Here is a 13,280-nt window from a genome sequence, read left to right on the forward strand (position 1 = left end):
GCGGTTGTTCGTTCTGATCGATAACCCGATATAAACCAAGGAGTAGATATGCGTAAGGTCATTCAAACCGGTTTGCCCGATGGGACCGCACCGGTCGAGTGGGCAACCGTCTCGAACGGGACCCTGTACACCGCCAGCATTCCGATTCGCGCCGACGGCACGATCGAAGACGGCGACATCGCCACGCAAGCCGAACTCACCTTCAACAACCTCAAGCAGATCGTCGAATCCGCCGGCGCGACGATGGACGACGTCACGCAAGTGCAGGTGTTCCTGACGGACAAGAGCTATTTCGAAGGGATGAACGAAGTGTATCGACGCTTCTTCACCAAGCCGTACCCGAATCGCGCGACCATCATCGCCGATCTGATGGTGCCGGGCGGCAAGATCGAAATCCTGGCGCATGCCGATGTGAGCGGTGCTGCCTGATGAAGCATGTCATCGTCATCGGTGCGGGCATCATCGGGACGACGACCGCGCTCGCGCTTGCGGGCGCGGGTTGCCGGGTGACGGTCATCGATAGCCAGCTCGAGGCCGGTCAGGAAACCAGCTTCGCGAACGGCGGCCTGCTGGCCGCCAATAGCGCGCTGCCGTGGTCGTCGCCGGGCACACCGACGCAACTGTTCAAATGGCTCGGCCGCGAGGACGCGCCGCTGTTGCTGAGACCGCGCGCGATTCCGGGCCTCGGCATGTGGGGCGTGCGCTTTCTCGCCAACTGTCGTGCCGACAAGTACTACCGGAGCGCTGCCACGCTGACCGCGTTCGGTCAGCAGAGCCTTGCTTCGATGGAACGGTTGCTGGGCCGGAACACGGTCGCTTCCGGCATCCAGCGCGGCGGATTGCTCGAACTGATTCGCGGCAAGGACGCGCAACGTCGTGCGGAAACGTTCGCGCAGATGCTGGAGCGCATGGGCGCGAAAGTGAAGCGGCTCGATGCCGCGCAGAGCGTGGCGCTGGAGCCCACGCTGGCGCCGATTGCCGACACCATCGGCACCGCGCTGCTGCTGGAATCGGATGCGTGGGGCGATGCGCACGCGTTCAGCGTCGCGACGGCCGCGGCCGCGCAACGCGAGGGCGTGTCGTTTCGCTGGGGCTGCAAGGTCAGCGGGCTGGAGATGGCCAACGGCGCGATTCGCGGTGTGCGGCTGCACGACGGGACGCTCGCTGCGGATTGCGTCGTGGTGTGTGCCGGCGCCATGTCGCCGTCGCTGGTTGCACCGTTCGGCGTGCGCCTGCCGATGGCGCCTGTCAAAGGTTATTCGCTGACCATCGCCGCCGACGATATCGGATTTCTGCCGCAGCGGCCGATCGTCGACGACTACGAACACATCGGCGTCGCGCCGCTCGGCGACAAACTGCGCGTAGCCGGTACCGTCGAATTCGACGGCTTCGACAAGACTCTGAGGGCAGGGCGTGTCGACAATCTCAAACGCGCGCTGAACCGGCTTTTCCCGCAGATACGCTTGCCCGCGGAACTCAACCCCTGGTGCGGTCTGCGACCGATGGCGGCGGACGGCTTGCCGATCATCTCGCCGACTGCCGTGCCCCGATTGTTCGTCAATACGGCGCACGGTGCGCTCGGCTGGACGCTTGCCTGCGGTTCCGCCGATCTCGTCACGTCGATGGTGACCGGCCAGTCCGACGGCCGCGATACGCCGTTCAGTCTGACGCGAAGTTTCTGGTAGGTAGGCGCGTCGTTCATGCAATCCACCGCTAGCAAAGGCAAGTAATGGTCGTCAACCAGCAGCGCGAGATCGTCGTCATCGGCGCGGGGGCAGTGGGCGTGGCATGCGCGCTCTGGTTGAGACGTCGGGGCCACGACGTGTTGCTGGTGGACCGCGGCGAGATTGGCGGCGCGACGTCGTTTGGCAATGCCGCGACGATTGCGGACCACGCGTGCACGCCGGTCGCGCAGCCGAAAATCTGGAGCGATATGCCCGGTTTGCTGTTCGGCGTCGATTCACCGCTGTCGGTTCGCTGGTCGCGCATCGGTCAGTTCGGTAGCTGGCTTGCCGCGTTCCTCGGGCAGTGCAATCAGCGGGCGTTTCTGGCGAATACCGCCGCGCTGGGCGGGTTGCTGCGCGAGGCGCACGACGGCTACGCACCGCTGCTCGAAGACAATCCGGCAGCGGCCAGGCTGATTCGCCGCAACGGTTGTCTCTATACGTACAGGACGCAGGCGTCGTTCGAGCGCGCCGCCGCGGACATCGAACTACGCCGCGAACTCGGTATCCGGCAGGACATGCTGAGCGCAGCGGAAGTCGCGCAACTCGAGCCCGCAATGGAGGGACGCGCCGCGCGCGGCGTGCTGTTTCCGTCGGCGACGCACCTCATCGATCCACAGGATTTCGTGAAGACGCTCGCGCTGCCTCTACTCGCGGAACAGCGTTATATCCGCATGGATATCGCGAAACTGTCGACCGACGCCAGCGGTATCTCGCTGCGCTCGAGCAACGGTGACGGGCTTCGCGCGGATCGCGTCGTGATTGCCGGCGGCGCGTGGTCGGCGAATCTCGCGGCGCAGATGGGCGATCGCATCCGCCTCGGCGCCGAGCGCGGCTATCACGTGGAGTTTCAACTGGAGGCGCCGCTGTTTTCGCGTCCGACCTGCGTCGTCGAGTCGGGGTTCTATATGACGCCGTTGCGCGATCTGCGTCTGCGTGCTGCGGGGACGGTGGAACTCAGCGGCTGGACCACGCCGCTGAACGGCGCGCGCACCGCGTTTATCGAGCGAAGCCTGCGCCGCAACATAGGCCTGAAGGCGCCCGTTTCGAGTAGCTGGCTCGGCATCCGGCCGACCATGCCGGACTACCTGCCGGTCATCGGACCGTCTTCCGCGGATAAACGGGTGATCTACGCCTTCGGCCACCAGCATCTCGGCATGACGCTGGCAGGTACGACCGGTGAACTGGTGGCGCGACTCGTTGCCGGGGAAACGCCGGACGTATTGCGCAGCGTATCCGTCCAGCGTTTCAGGTAAAAAAACTTACTTCTTCTGCGCGTCGTCGCTTGCGCCGTGACGGGGAATCCGCCCGAAGAACTGATGGCCCGGATCGTTGAAGCCGGGCGTCGACGGGTGTCCGCTCGCGACTAGCGAATCGACGAACGCTTCGTCTTCGGCGGAGAGCCGGTAGTCGAGTGCCGGCAGATAGTCGAGCCATTGCGCTTCGGTACGCGGGCCGCCGATCGTCGAGGTGACGTAGCGGCTGTTCAGCACCCACGCCAGCGCGAACTGGCCGGCGGACAAACCGCGCGCCTCGGCGTGCTCGCGCACGCGCCGCGCCAGTTCCAGCGATTCCGGCCGCCATTCGGTCTGTTGCAGACGCTTGTCGCTGCGGCCCGCACGCGTATCGGCAAGCGGCGCGGCACCCGGTTCGTATTTGCCCGTCAGCACGCCCCGTGCAAGCGGACTGTAGGAAATCACGCCCAGGCCATAGCGATGCGCGGCCGTCAGTTGCTCGGCTTCGACCTGACGGTTGAAGATGTTGTAGAGCGGTTGGCTCGCCACCGGCGCATCGAGTCCGAGCGCCTGTGCCGTGTGACTGAACTCGGCGATTTTCCAGGCGCGATGATTCGAGAGTCCGTAGTAACGCAGTTTGCCGGCCTGAATCAACTCGTTGAGCGCGCGCACCGTTTCTTCGACGGGCGTGTCGTGGTCTTCGCGATGGATGTAGAGCAGGTCGATGTAGTCGGTGTTCAGGCGCTTCAGGCTCGCCTCGAAGGCCCGCACGATATGTTTGCGCGAAGCGCCGCTCGAGTTGATGTCGGCGGCGTCGAGCGGGTTCGCCAGTTTGGTCGCGAGAACCCAGCGCTCGCGCTGCGCGGCGATGCTGCGGCCCACCACGCGCTCCGATTCGCCGTTCACGTAGACGTCGGCGGTATCGATCGAATTCACGCCCTGTTCGCGCGCCTGATCGATGATGCGCGCTGAAGTCGCTTCGTCGGTCGGACCGCCGAACATCATCGTGCCGAGTGTCAGTGTCGAGACCTTGATACCGCTGCGGCCGAGTTGTCTGTATTCCATGGCTGTCGTGTCCTTGAGAACAGGGGCAAAAGAAGCGCCAGTATGAAGCGAATGGCTGCGTCCGCGCAGTAGAGCACGCACAGCAGCGAATCCAAACCAAGCATTTCTGCTTATCTTCTGCGGGCGCACCGCCGCAGCGAGGCGGATCAGATCCCCAGAAACTGCGTCAACGCCCGGACCGCGTGCGACGTCGACGCTAATAGCTTGGACGCTTCGATCAGATCGTCGCGCATCGCGTCGTCCCCTTCGCGGAAAAACCGGCTCGGCCCGGTGAGCACGATCGCACCGAGCGCACGGCCGGAGGGCGCGGTCAGCCGGGTCCCCACCGCGCTGATGCCGGTGACGTTCTCGTTGCGATTGGTGGCCCAGCCACGCTCGCGCACCTCTTCGAGTTCCGCATAGAGCGCCGCGCGCTCCCTGATCGTGAACTCCGTGCGGGCCACATAGGGCTCGGCGCCGAGCAACAGATCGCGTTGCTCCGCGCTGCGGTCGCTCAACAGAATCTTGCCGGACACCGACGCGTGCAGCGGTGCGGAGACGTTCGTGTCGAAGTAGGGCGTGACGCTGTAGTTGCCCGACACGGAGTCGACCGTAGCCCGATGGTTGCCGAAGAACGCGATGAGCAGCACAGACGGTCCGTGACGCTCCTGTAACTCGCGCATGAGAGGCGCCGTGTCGCGCCGCAGGCGATTGAGCGGATGCTCGAGCGGCAGCGGACAGGCGGCGCGCGGCGTCGGGCAATACAGCGACCCTTCGCGATACACGTAGCCGGCCTGATCGAGCGATTGCAGCAGCCGGTGACAGGTACTGGCAGGCAGTCCGACACCATCCGCGATTTCCTGCAGGCTGAGCGGGCGCGCCGCCTCGTGCAATCGGGACAGCACGTTCAACCCTCGCGCCAGTGCACCGCTCTCCGTTTCGCGCCGTTCTTCGGCGACCCCTGCCTGACTACCGATAGCTGCCATATCTAGCGCGACGCGGCAGAAAAAACGGTGACCCGACGATCCGACGAATGCACCACGTACCCAAACGAACTGAATTGCATATCTGAATTGGTTGGTTGGGATGCCGGGATCGGCCCCATAGAATCAAAAAATGGAAACTTCATTCCGAATTATTGTACAGGCGGCATCGCTGTACGGAAAACCCCCAGCGCGGAATCCCTGAATGTCTACACGCAGAGAGTTTTTGATCGGTGCCGGCGCGGTGGTCGGCGGCAGCCTGCTCGACAATATCGCATTGGCCGCAACGGCGCCTGCCGCACGCACCACGCTGGTCGCGAATACCTTGCCCGAGCCGGCGGGTCTGGCGGCGGGGTCGACGCCGGCGAACCCGACCAACGTGGTGTCGAGCAACCTGTTCGACGGCCTGATTACGTACGACGAGCAATTCCGTCCGGTGCCGCAACTGGCGACTTCGTGGACCGAGTCGGCCGACAGACGGACGATCACCTTCAAACTGCGCAGCGACGTAAAGTGGCATGACGGTACGCCTTTTACGTCGGCGGACGTCCAGTATTCGATCATGGAAGTGTCGAAGAAGGTACATCCCATCGCGCGCCCGACCTTCGCGCAGATCACCGCCGTCGAGACGCCCGATGCGCACACCGCCGTGTTCCGGCTGGCGCAACCGTCGCCGGTCATCTGGTCGTACCTCGACACCTCTTCGGCTTTCATTTTCCCGAAGCACCTGTATGCCGGCACCGATCCGCTGACCAATCCGTACAACGCGAAACCGGTCGGCACGGGCGGCTTCATCTTCAAGGAATGGAGCCGGGGCAATTACATCCGCCTCGTCAAAAACCCCGACTACTGGGACAAGGGCAAGCCGCGCGTCGATGAACTGGTGTTCCGCATCATTCCCGATGCGAGCGCGCGCAGCATCGCATTGCAAAGCGGCAACGTGCAGTACGCGCCGCTCACGCCGGTCTCGCTCATCGAGGCGCGCCGCCTCGAGCAAAACCCGAATCTGGTGCTGGATTCGAAGGGCTGGCGCGCGAATGCGCCGATGTTCTTCATGGACTTCAATCTGCGCCAGAAGCGTTTCCAGGACGTCCGCGTGCGGCAGGCCATCGCTCATGCCATCAATCTGAAGCTGTTGGCCAAAACTGTGTTCTACGATTTCGCGACGCCGGCCACCGGCCCGGTGCCGAGTTATCAGACGCGCTTCTACACGGCCGATACGCCGCAGTATCCGTACGATCCGCACAAGGCCGAGGCGCTGCTCGACGCCGCGGGTCTTCCGCGCGGCGCGGACGGCGTGCGGCTTCGCTTCAATCATCTGAACCACACGTACGGTGAGGATTACCAGCGGGCGGGGCAGTTCATCCAGCAGCAACTCAAGCGCATCGGTGTGGAAGTAACGCTGGTCAACTACGATCTGCCGACCTATCTCCGCAAGGTTTTCACCGACCACGACTTCGACACGATGAGCGCGTTCTACGCCGCGTTCGCCGATCCGCAGATTGGCGTGATCCGCCGCTTCTGGTCGAAGAACATCATCAGCGGCGCCGCGTGGAGCAATGGCTCGGGTTACAGCTCGCCGGAGATGGATCAGGTCGTCGAGGCGATCCAGACCGAGCAGGACCCGGACAAACGCACGCAGGCCATTCATCGGTTGCAGGTCATTGCGCAGCGCGATCTGCCGTCCATTTCGCTCGCGGAACTAAAGTTCTTCCGCATTTATTCGCGCAATCTGCAGAACGTGAACACCACGCCGATCGGCGTCTACGCGTCGCTGAACGAAGTCTCGATCGGCGCCGCCAATGCGCCCGCTCATGGCTGAGCGCCGCCTGCGCGCCGGCTCGCTGTCAGCGGGCGAACCGCGGCGGCCTTGGCCTTATCCAGTGCGCCGGCTGTTGCAGGCCGTGCCGCTGGTGCTGGTCATCGCGGTGTTGAACTTCTTCTGGTTGCGACTCGCGCCAGGCGATCTGGCCGACGTGATGGCCGGTGAAGCGGGCGCCGCGACACCCGAATATCTCGCCGCGCTGCGGCATCAGTTCGGTACCGATCAACCGCTTGGGCTGCAGTTTCTGGCCTATCTCAACCGGCTCGCGCATCTCGATCTCGGCTGGTCGTTCCGCTACAACGAATCCGTGCTGAACCTGATTCTCGGACGCCTGCCGGCGACGGCGCTGCTGATGGTCGGCGCACTCGCGATCGCCTTGCTGTTCGGTTGCCTCGCGGGCACCGTTGCCGCGGTATCGCGGCGGCGCTGGATCGACATCGCGGTGTCCGTGCTGGCGACGCTCGGTTTCGCTACGCCACTGTTCTGGCTCGGCCTGATGCTGATGGTGCTGTTCTCCGCGCATCTGCACTGGCTGCCCGCGGGCGGTATCGGCACGCCGGGCGTGGTGTCGACCGGCTGGGCGCATGTACGCGATCTCGCCGCGCATATGGTGCTGCCGGTGTTCTGTCTGTCGGCCTATTACGTGGCCATCTACGCGCGGTTGATGCGCGCGTCCGTGCTCGAAGTGAGCGGCCTCGATTTCGTGCGGACCGCGCGGGCGAAGGGCGTGTCGCGACGCGCGACCATCGTTTCGCACATCGTGCCGAATGCGCTGTTGCCCATCGTGACGATGACCGCGCTGCAATTCGGCGCGCTGTTCAGCGGCTCGGTCGCCATCGAAACGGTATTCAGCTGGCCGGGCCTCGGGCAACTGGCGCTCGACGCCGTCTCGTCGCGCGACCTGAACCTGTTGCTGGGCATCCTGTTTTTCAGTTCGATCCTCGTGCTGCTCGTCAATCTGAGTGTCGATCTCGCTTATGGCTGGTTCGATCCGCGTATCGAGGTGGAACGATGAGCGACTTCGTCATGGCCAGGCCTTCGCTCCCCGCGCGACTTTGGCGGCTCGTCGTCGACGTGCCGAGCCTGAGTATCGGCATTCTCCTGCTGCTCGCAATCGTCGGGCTCGCGCTCGGTGCGCCGTATCTCACGCCGAACGATCCGCTCGATATGGTCGGCTCGCCGTTCACGTGGCCCGGCACCGACCCGGCGTTCCTGCTGGGCACCGACATGATGGGCCGCGACATGTTCAGCGGCATCGCCTACGGCGCGCGGGTATCGCTCGAAATCGGCGTGGCGGCCGGCTTGCTCGCCACGCTGTTCGGACTCGTGCTCGGCGCGGTGGCGGGCTTCTACGGCGGCCTCGTCGACAACGTGCTGATGCGCACCACCGAGTTGTTCCAGACCATGCCCGCGCTGCTGTTCACCATCGTGATGGTGGTGGTGCTGCATCCGGGCGTCGCGACCATCGTGCTGGGCGTGGCGCTGACCAGTTGGCCGCAGGTGGCGCGTCTGGTCAGAGCGGACGCGCTGCGGGTTAGCCGCGCGGAATACGTGCAGGCCGCGATCGTGGTGGGCATGAGCCGGCCGCGCATCGTGATGGTTCACGTGCTGCCGAACGTGGCGACCTCCGCGATCGTGATGCTGTCGATCCTCGCCGGCAATGCGATTCTGACCGAAGCGGTGCTGTCCTTTCTCGGTCTCGGCGATCCGAACGTGATGACGTGGGGCAGCATGATCGGTTCGGGCCGCGAAGCGCTGCAAACCGCGTGGTACATGACCGCGCTGCCGGGTTGTGCGGTGCTGGTAACGGTGCTGAGTCTGAACCTGATCGGCAATGGCCTGAACGACCTCGCCAATCCGCATCGCGGGAGGTCGCTATGAACTCCGTACCGCTGCTCGAAGTCGACAACCTGAACGTCGAGTTTGGCGGCAGGCGTGGCCGCGCTGTCGCGCCGGCCGTCACGCAACTGTCGTTCGAAATCCGCGCGGGCGAGACGCTGGCGCTCGTCGGAGAGTCCGGTTGCGGCAAGTCCACCATCGCGATGGCGCTGATGGGCCTGCTCGATGCACAGGGCGCGCGCGTCGACGCGGCCCGCCTGCGCCTGGGCGGCACCGATCTGCTTCGGCTGCCGGAAGCCGCATGGCGCGAATTGCGCGGCGGCAGCATCGGCATGATCTTTCAGGACCCGCTCGCGGCGCTCAATCCGGTCCGGACGGTTGGCCGGCAGATCGGCGAGGCGCTGAAGCTGCATCGCGGTATCAGCGGCCGCGTTGCGCAGAGCGAAACGCTCGAACTGCTGCGTCTGGTCGGCATACCCGAGCCGGCCCGGCGGATCGACGATTATCCGCACCGGCTGTCCGGCGGCATGCGGCAACGCGTGCTGATTGCGATGGCGCTAGCCGGTGAACCCCGCCTGCTGATCGCCGACGAGCCGACCACGGCGCTCGACGTGACCATCCAGGCGCAAATCCTCACGCTGCTCGCGAATCTGCAGCGGCAAACCGGCATGGCGATCCTGCTGATCACGCACGACCTCGGCATTGTCGGGCAACTGGCGCATCGCGTGGCGGTCATGTATGCCGGCCGCAAGATCGAAGAACGTGCGACGGCCGCGTTGTTCGACGCGCCACGCCATCCCTATACACAACGGCTGCTCGAAGCACGGCCGGGCCGCGGCATACGCGTGCGGCTCGCCGAGATCGCCGGCGCGGTGCCCGCGCCCGGCACGGTGGCGAACGGCTGTGCGTTCGCGCCGCGCTGCGAACTCGCGCATGCCGAGTGCCGTGCGGCCGTCCCGGCCTGGCAAGCGACCGAGGCCGGAGAGACGGGCGAGGGCGGCGTCGCGTGCGTGCTCGACGCGGCGTCTCAAGCCCGGTACAGGAGGCGCGATGCTGCTTGAAATCGATCGCGTGAGCGTTCGTTATGCCACGCCGCGCGGCGTGCTCAACGCCGTCGAGCAGGTATCGGTCGGCGTCGCGCGGGGCGAAACGCTCGGCCTCGTCGGCGAATCCGGTTGCGGCAAGAGTTCGCTGGGCAAGGTCATCGTGCGGTTGATCGAGCCGGCCGAAGGCACGATCCGTCTCGACGGCGCAGACCTCGGCCAGTTGACGCGCGCGCAATGGCTGCCGTGGCGCCGCCGCATGCAGATGGTGTTTCAGGATCCGCTGAGCGCGCTCGATCCGCGCAAGACGGTGCGCCGGACCCTGACGCTGCCGCTGGAAGTGCACCGTATCGGCTCGTCGGCCGAACGGCGCGAGCGCGTGGATGCGCTGTTGCATCAGGTCGGCCTCGCCGCGTCGCTCGCGGACCGCTTGCCGCACGAACTGTCGGGCGGCCAGCGTCAGCGCGTGAATATTGCGCGCGCACTCAGCCTCGACCCGGACGTGCTGATCTGCGACGAGCCGGTGTCCGCGCTGGATGTCTCGCTGCAAGCTCAGGTGCTCAATCTGCTGTCCGATCTGCAGCGCGAACGCGCGCTGACCAGCCTCTTCATCAGTCACGATCTCGCGGCCGTCGGCTATCTGGCCGATCGCATCGCCGTGATGTATCTGGGGCAGATCGTCGAGGTGCTGCCGCGCGACGAACTCTGGCAGCACGCGGCGCATCCGTACACGCAACTGCTGATCGAGTCGATTCCGACGCGCGGCGTGCCGCTGCCGCCGACCTCGTCGGCCGAGTTGCCGAGCCCGTTTGCACCGCCACGCGGTTGCCGGTTCCAGCAGCGCTGTCCCCACGCGATGCCCGTGTGTCGCGAAACGCCGCCGCAGTTGACGACGGTCGGCACCACGCATGTCGTCGCCTGCCATCTGTATGGCGGCGGTGAAGCGGCGGCCGGTCCGGTCACGAAAACCATCGCATTGCCGGGCCGCCATGGCGCCGCGCAGGCCGAGCCTGCGGTCGAGCCGTGGCAGGCCGAATCCACGAGGAGTGTCTGAGTTGATTACCCGTCGCCAGTCGCGACTGAACGTCGCTCGCCTCAGTGCACGAAGCCTGACCACGATTCCTGCTTACTTCTAACGCGGTGTCCCATGTCGATCCAGTCTCCCGCCAGCTTTCCCGACAGCCCGCTCTCGCGGGCCCTTTCCCAACCGCTGATGCTGGGCCTGTTCCTGCCGATCCAGAGCGGCGGCTGGTCCATGTCGACCTTGTCGCGCACGACCGACTGGAGCTTCGACTACAACGCGCGGCTGACCCGCAAGGCGGAGGAACTCGGTTTCGACCTGGTGTTCGGTCTCGCGCAATGGCTCGGCAAGGACGGCCACGGCGGCAAGATGCGCTACCGGCGCGAGTCGCTCGATTCGTTCATCACGCTGGCGTCGCTCGCGTCCATCACGCAGCGCATCCTGCTGATCTCCACGCTGCACATTCTCTACGGCAAGTGGCATCCGCTGCATCTGGCGAAGTTCGGCGCGACGCTCGACCATATTTCCGGCGGCCGCTGGGGGCTCAACATGGTCACCGGTCATTCGGTGGACGAGGCCGAGATGTTCGGCCGCGAGGGCCATTTCGAACACGATCTGCGCTATGAAATGGCCGGCGAGTTCGTCGACCTGATGCAGCAACTGTGGTCGCTCGACGAGAACCTCGACTTCGACGGCAAGTGGTATCGCGCGCGCAATGCGTTCGTGTCGCCCAAGCCGCGCTTCGGCCGGCCGGTGCTGGTCAACGCGACGAGTTCGCCCGCCGGTATCGACTACGCCGCGCAACATTCCGACCTGATCTTCATCACGAGTTCGGCGGGCGCGCAGATCGACGCGGCGCTCGAGGTGTTGCCCGCCCACACCGCGCAGGTCCAGGCCCGCGCGAAATTCTACGGCCGCGAGGTTCGCACGCTGATCAATCCGACCATCGTCTGCCGGCCGACCGACCGTGAGGCGCTGGCCTATCTCGACGCGATCAACGCGCACGCCGACTTCGATGCGGTCGACGGCTTTTCCAACCGTCGCAGCGACGCGAAAGCGTGGAAAGGTCATCAGCGCGAACAGCGTGTGCTGGGCGGCAACATCCAGATCATCGGTTCGCCCGAGCATGTGGTGGACGACCTGTTGCGGCTGAAGGCGGCGGGCATCGACGGCGTGCAGTTGACCTTCTTCGATTTCGAACCCGACCTGGCTTACTTCGGCGAGGCCGTGCTGCCGCTGCTGGAACAGGCGGGACTGCGGGTCCGCGTGCAACCCGCTGCCTGAACCCTTGCGTGGTCCGCCGCGACGGCGGACACGATCATCTGGATAGAACGGAGTTTTGACGATGACAACGACCCATTCGAATCGATCCGGCGCGGTGCGCCCGGGCTCGCCGGAACTGCGTGAACTGGTCGCGGCAATTGCGCGCGACGCCGAAGCGCGCGATCGCGGCGAGGCCGACACGCGCGATGCGATCGCGCTGGTGCGCGAGGCGCGTCTCGGCGTGTTCCGCGTGCCCCAAGCCGAAGGCGGTGGTGGCGCGACGCTGCCCCAGTTGTACGAACTCGTGCTCGATCTGGCCGAGGCCGATTCGAACGTGCCGCACATTCTGCGCAACCACTTCGCGTTCGTCGAAAAGGCGCTGCGCGCGCGCGATCTGCCGCAATACCGGCGCTGGTTTCCGCTGGTGCAGGACAACGAGCTGTTCGGCCTCGGCGCGAGCGAACTGGGCACGCAGAACATCGGCGACGGTGACGGCAACACGCGGCTCGAAGCGCATGGCGACGGCTATCGCCTGAGCGGCACCAAGTACTACAGCACCGGCAATTTCTATTTCGATCACATCGTCGTGAATGCGAAGACGGCGGACGGCCGCTTCGTCGGCGCGCGCGTGTCGGTGCGCCAGCCGGGTGTCGACGTGCGCGAAGACTGGGACGGCATCGGGCAGCGTCATACGGCGAGCGGCACGACGGTCTTCACGGACGTCGAAGTCGCGCCGCACGACGTGCTGGTACTGGCCGACGACGTGCGGATCGCGCATCAGGCGACCTTCGCCCAGTTGTATCTGACGACGATCGTCGCGGGCATTCTGCGGCGTATCGCCAAAGATGCGGTGCAACTCGTCTCGCAACGCAACCGCAACTACTACCACGCGGTCGCGCAGCGTCCCGCGGACGATCCGTTGCTGCAGGAAGCCGTCGGCGAAATACAGAGCGCGGCATTCGTCGCCGAGGCCGCGGTGCTGAATGCCGCGGGCGTGCTGGGCGAAGCGTTCGGGAGCGTCGCCAACGGCAAACCCGACGACGGCCTGTTCGTCGAAGCGGCGCTGCGCAGCGCGAAAGCGAAGGTGGTGATCGACCAGCTCGCGCTGCAATCGGCCACGCGGATTTTCGACGTGGGCGGTGCGTCGGCGGCGAAGCAGTCGGCGCAACTCGATCGGCACTGGCGCAACATCCGCACGATCGCCTCGCACAACCCGGGCATCTACAAGGCGCGCGTGCTCGGCGATCACGCGATCAACGGCGTGCCGCTGCCGACCGCAGCGTTCTTCTAAGCGACGTCCCCT

General features: G+C 65.4%; 12 protein-coding genes. 10 read left to right on the top strand and 2 right to left on the bottom strand.

Going from position 1 to position 13,280, the window contains the following annotated elements; translation table 11 throughout:
• The first annotated feature begins 48 nt into the window (after window positions 1-48).
• The 3 genes from FQ746_RS12195 to FQ746_RS12205 are packed head-to-tail and all read left to right on the top strand — an operon-like array spanning window position 49 to window position 2,980.
• Window positions 49-429, top strand: coding sequence for a RidA family protein (locus FQ746_RS12195; protein WP_144109598.1), 381 nt, complete (start codon window positions 49-51; stop codon window positions 427-429).
• On the top strand, window positions 429-1,685 hold the full coding sequence (locus FQ746_RS12200) for an FAD-dependent oxidoreductase (RefSeq protein WP_144109599.1): 1,257 nt from the start codon (window positions 429-431) through the stop codon (window positions 1,683-1,685). The genes FQ746_RS12195 and FQ746_RS12200 overlap by 1 nt, the downstream gene beginning before the upstream one ends.
• A 44-nt stretch (window positions 1,686-1,729) precedes the next feature.
• The gene (locus FQ746_RS12205; protein WP_144109600.1) at window positions 1,730-2,980 is read left to right on the top strand and encodes an NAD(P)/FAD-dependent oxidoreductase; all 1,251 of its coding nucleotides are present in this window, start codon (window positions 1,730-1,732) and stop codon (window positions 2,978-2,980) included.
• 6 nt (window positions 2,981-2,986) lie between these two features.
• On the opposite strand, the gene FQ746_RS12210 is transcribed toward FQ746_RS12205, so the two are convergent.
• Together FQ746_RS12210 and FQ746_RS12215 are read right to left on the bottom strand one after the other, a co-directional pair.
• On the bottom strand, window positions 2,987-4,024 hold the full coding sequence (locus FQ746_RS12210) for an aldo/keto reductase (RefSeq protein ID WP_144109601.1): 1,038 nt from the start codon (window positions 4,022-4,024) through the stop codon (window positions 2,987-2,989).
• Between the two features lie 146 nt (window positions 4,025-4,170).
• Window positions 4,171-4,989, bottom strand: coding sequence for an IclR family transcriptional regulator (locus FQ746_RS12215; protein WP_144109602.1), 819 nt, complete (start codon window positions 4,987-4,989; stop codon window positions 4,171-4,173).
• Between the two features lie 202 nt (window positions 4,990-5,191).
• Between FQ746_RS12215 and FQ746_RS12220 the strand changes: the two genes are divergently transcribed.
• From FQ746_RS12220 to FQ746_RS12250, 7 genes are all read left to right on the top strand, one after another.
• Window positions 5,192-6,808 carry an ABC transporter substrate-binding protein gene (locus FQ746_RS12220; protein WP_144109603.1) on the top strand — a complete coding sequence of 539 codons (1,617 nt, stop codon included), beginning with the start codon at window positions 5,192-5,194 and terminating at the stop codon, window positions 6,806-6,808.
• Window positions 6,801-7,826 carry an ABC transporter permease gene (locus FQ746_RS12225; RefSeq protein WP_144109604.1) on the top strand — a complete coding sequence of 342 codons (1,026 nt, stop codon included), beginning with the start codon at window positions 6,801-6,803 and terminating at the stop codon, window positions 7,824-7,826. The genes FQ746_RS12220 and FQ746_RS12225 overlap by 8 nt, the downstream gene beginning before the upstream one ends.
• A complete protein-coding gene (locus FQ746_RS12230; protein WP_144109605.1) occupies window positions 7,823-8,692 on the top strand; it encodes an ABC transporter permease in 870 nt (289 codons plus the stop codon). The genes FQ746_RS12225 and FQ746_RS12230 overlap by 4 nt, the downstream gene beginning before the upstream one ends.
• Complete coding sequence (locus tag FQ746_RS12235) at window positions 8,689-9,711, top strand: ABC transporter ATP-binding protein (RefSeq protein WP_144109606.1); 1,023 nt, start codon at window positions 8,689-8,691, stop codon at window positions 9,709-9,711. The genes FQ746_RS12230 and FQ746_RS12235 overlap by 4 nt, the downstream gene beginning before the upstream one ends.
• Window positions 9,701-10,747 (top strand): ABC transporter ATP-binding protein, encoded by a 1,047-nt coding sequence (locus FQ746_RS12240; RefSeq protein WP_144109607.1) that lies wholly within the window; start codon window positions 9,701-9,703, stop codon window positions 10,745-10,747. Before FQ746_RS12235 ends, FQ746_RS12240 begins: the two co-directional genes overlap by 11 nt.
• Before the next feature lie 93 nt (window positions 10,748-10,840).
• Window positions 10,841-11,998: an LLM class flavin-dependent oxidoreductase gene (locus FQ746_RS12245; protein ID WP_144109608.1), complete on the top strand. Its 1,158-nt coding sequence runs from the start codon at window positions 10,841-10,843 to the stop codon at window positions 11,996-11,998.
• A 61-nt stretch (window positions 11,999-12,059) separates the two neighbouring features.
• Window positions 12,060-13,268 (top strand): acyl-CoA dehydrogenase, encoded by a 1,209-nt coding sequence (locus tag FQ746_RS12250; RefSeq protein WP_144109609.1) that lies wholly within the window; start codon window positions 12,060-12,062, stop codon window positions 13,266-13,268.
• Window positions 13,269-13,280 lie beyond the last annotated feature (12 nt).

The organism is Paraburkholderia sp. BCC1886, assembly GCF_900996245.1.
GTDB lineage: Bacteria > Pseudomonadota > Gammaproteobacteria > Burkholderiales > Burkholderiaceae > Paraburkholderia.

Bases quoted from the DNA above. Each gene is read 5' to 3' on its own strand.
- FQ746_RS12230 (WP_144109605.1), top strand. From the start codon at position 7,823: ATGAGCGACTTCGTCATGGCCAGGCCTTCGCTCCCCGCGCGACTTTGG.
- FQ746_RS12235 (WP_144109606.1), top strand. From the start codon at position 8,689: ATGAACTCCGTACCGCTGCTCGAAGTCGACAACCTGAACGTCGAGTTT.
- FQ746_RS12215 (WP_144109602.1), bottom strand. From the start codon at position 4,989: ATGGCAGCTATCGGTAGTCAGGCAGGGGTCGCCGAAGAACGGCGCGAA.
- FQ746_RS12205 (WP_144109600.1), top strand. From the start codon at position 1,730: ATGGTCGTCAACCAGCAGCGCGAGATCGTCGTCATCGGCGCGGGGGCA.
- FQ746_RS12250 (WP_144109609.1), top strand. From the start codon at position 12,060: ATGACAACGACCCATTCGAATCGATCCGGCGCGGTGCGCCCGGGCTCG.
- FQ746_RS12220 (WP_144109603.1), top strand. From the start codon at position 5,192: ATGTCTACACGCAGAGAGTTTTTGATCGGTGCCGGCGCGGTGGTCGGC.
- FQ746_RS12195 (WP_144109598.1), top strand. From the start codon at position 49: ATGCGTAAGGTCATTCAAACCGGTTTGCCCGATGGGACCGCACCGGTC.
- FQ746_RS12225 (WP_144109604.1), top strand. From the start codon at position 6,801: ATGGCTGAGCGCCGCCTGCGCGCCGGCTCGCTGTCAGCGGGCGAACCG.
- FQ746_RS12245 (WP_144109608.1), top strand. From the start codon at position 10,841: ATGTCGATCCAGTCTCCCGCCAGCTTTCCCGACAGCCCGCTCTCGCGG.
- FQ746_RS12210 (WP_144109601.1), bottom strand. From the start codon at position 4,024: ATGGAATACAGACAACTCGGCCGCAGCGGTATCAAGGTCTCGACACTG.
- FQ746_RS12240 (WP_144109607.1), top strand. From the start codon at position 9,701: ATGCTGCTTGAAATCGATCGCGTGAGCGTTCGTTATGCCACGCCGCGC.
- FQ746_RS12200 (WP_144109599.1), top strand. From the start codon at position 429: ATGAAGCATGTCATCGTCATCGGTGCGGGCATCATCGGGACGACGACC.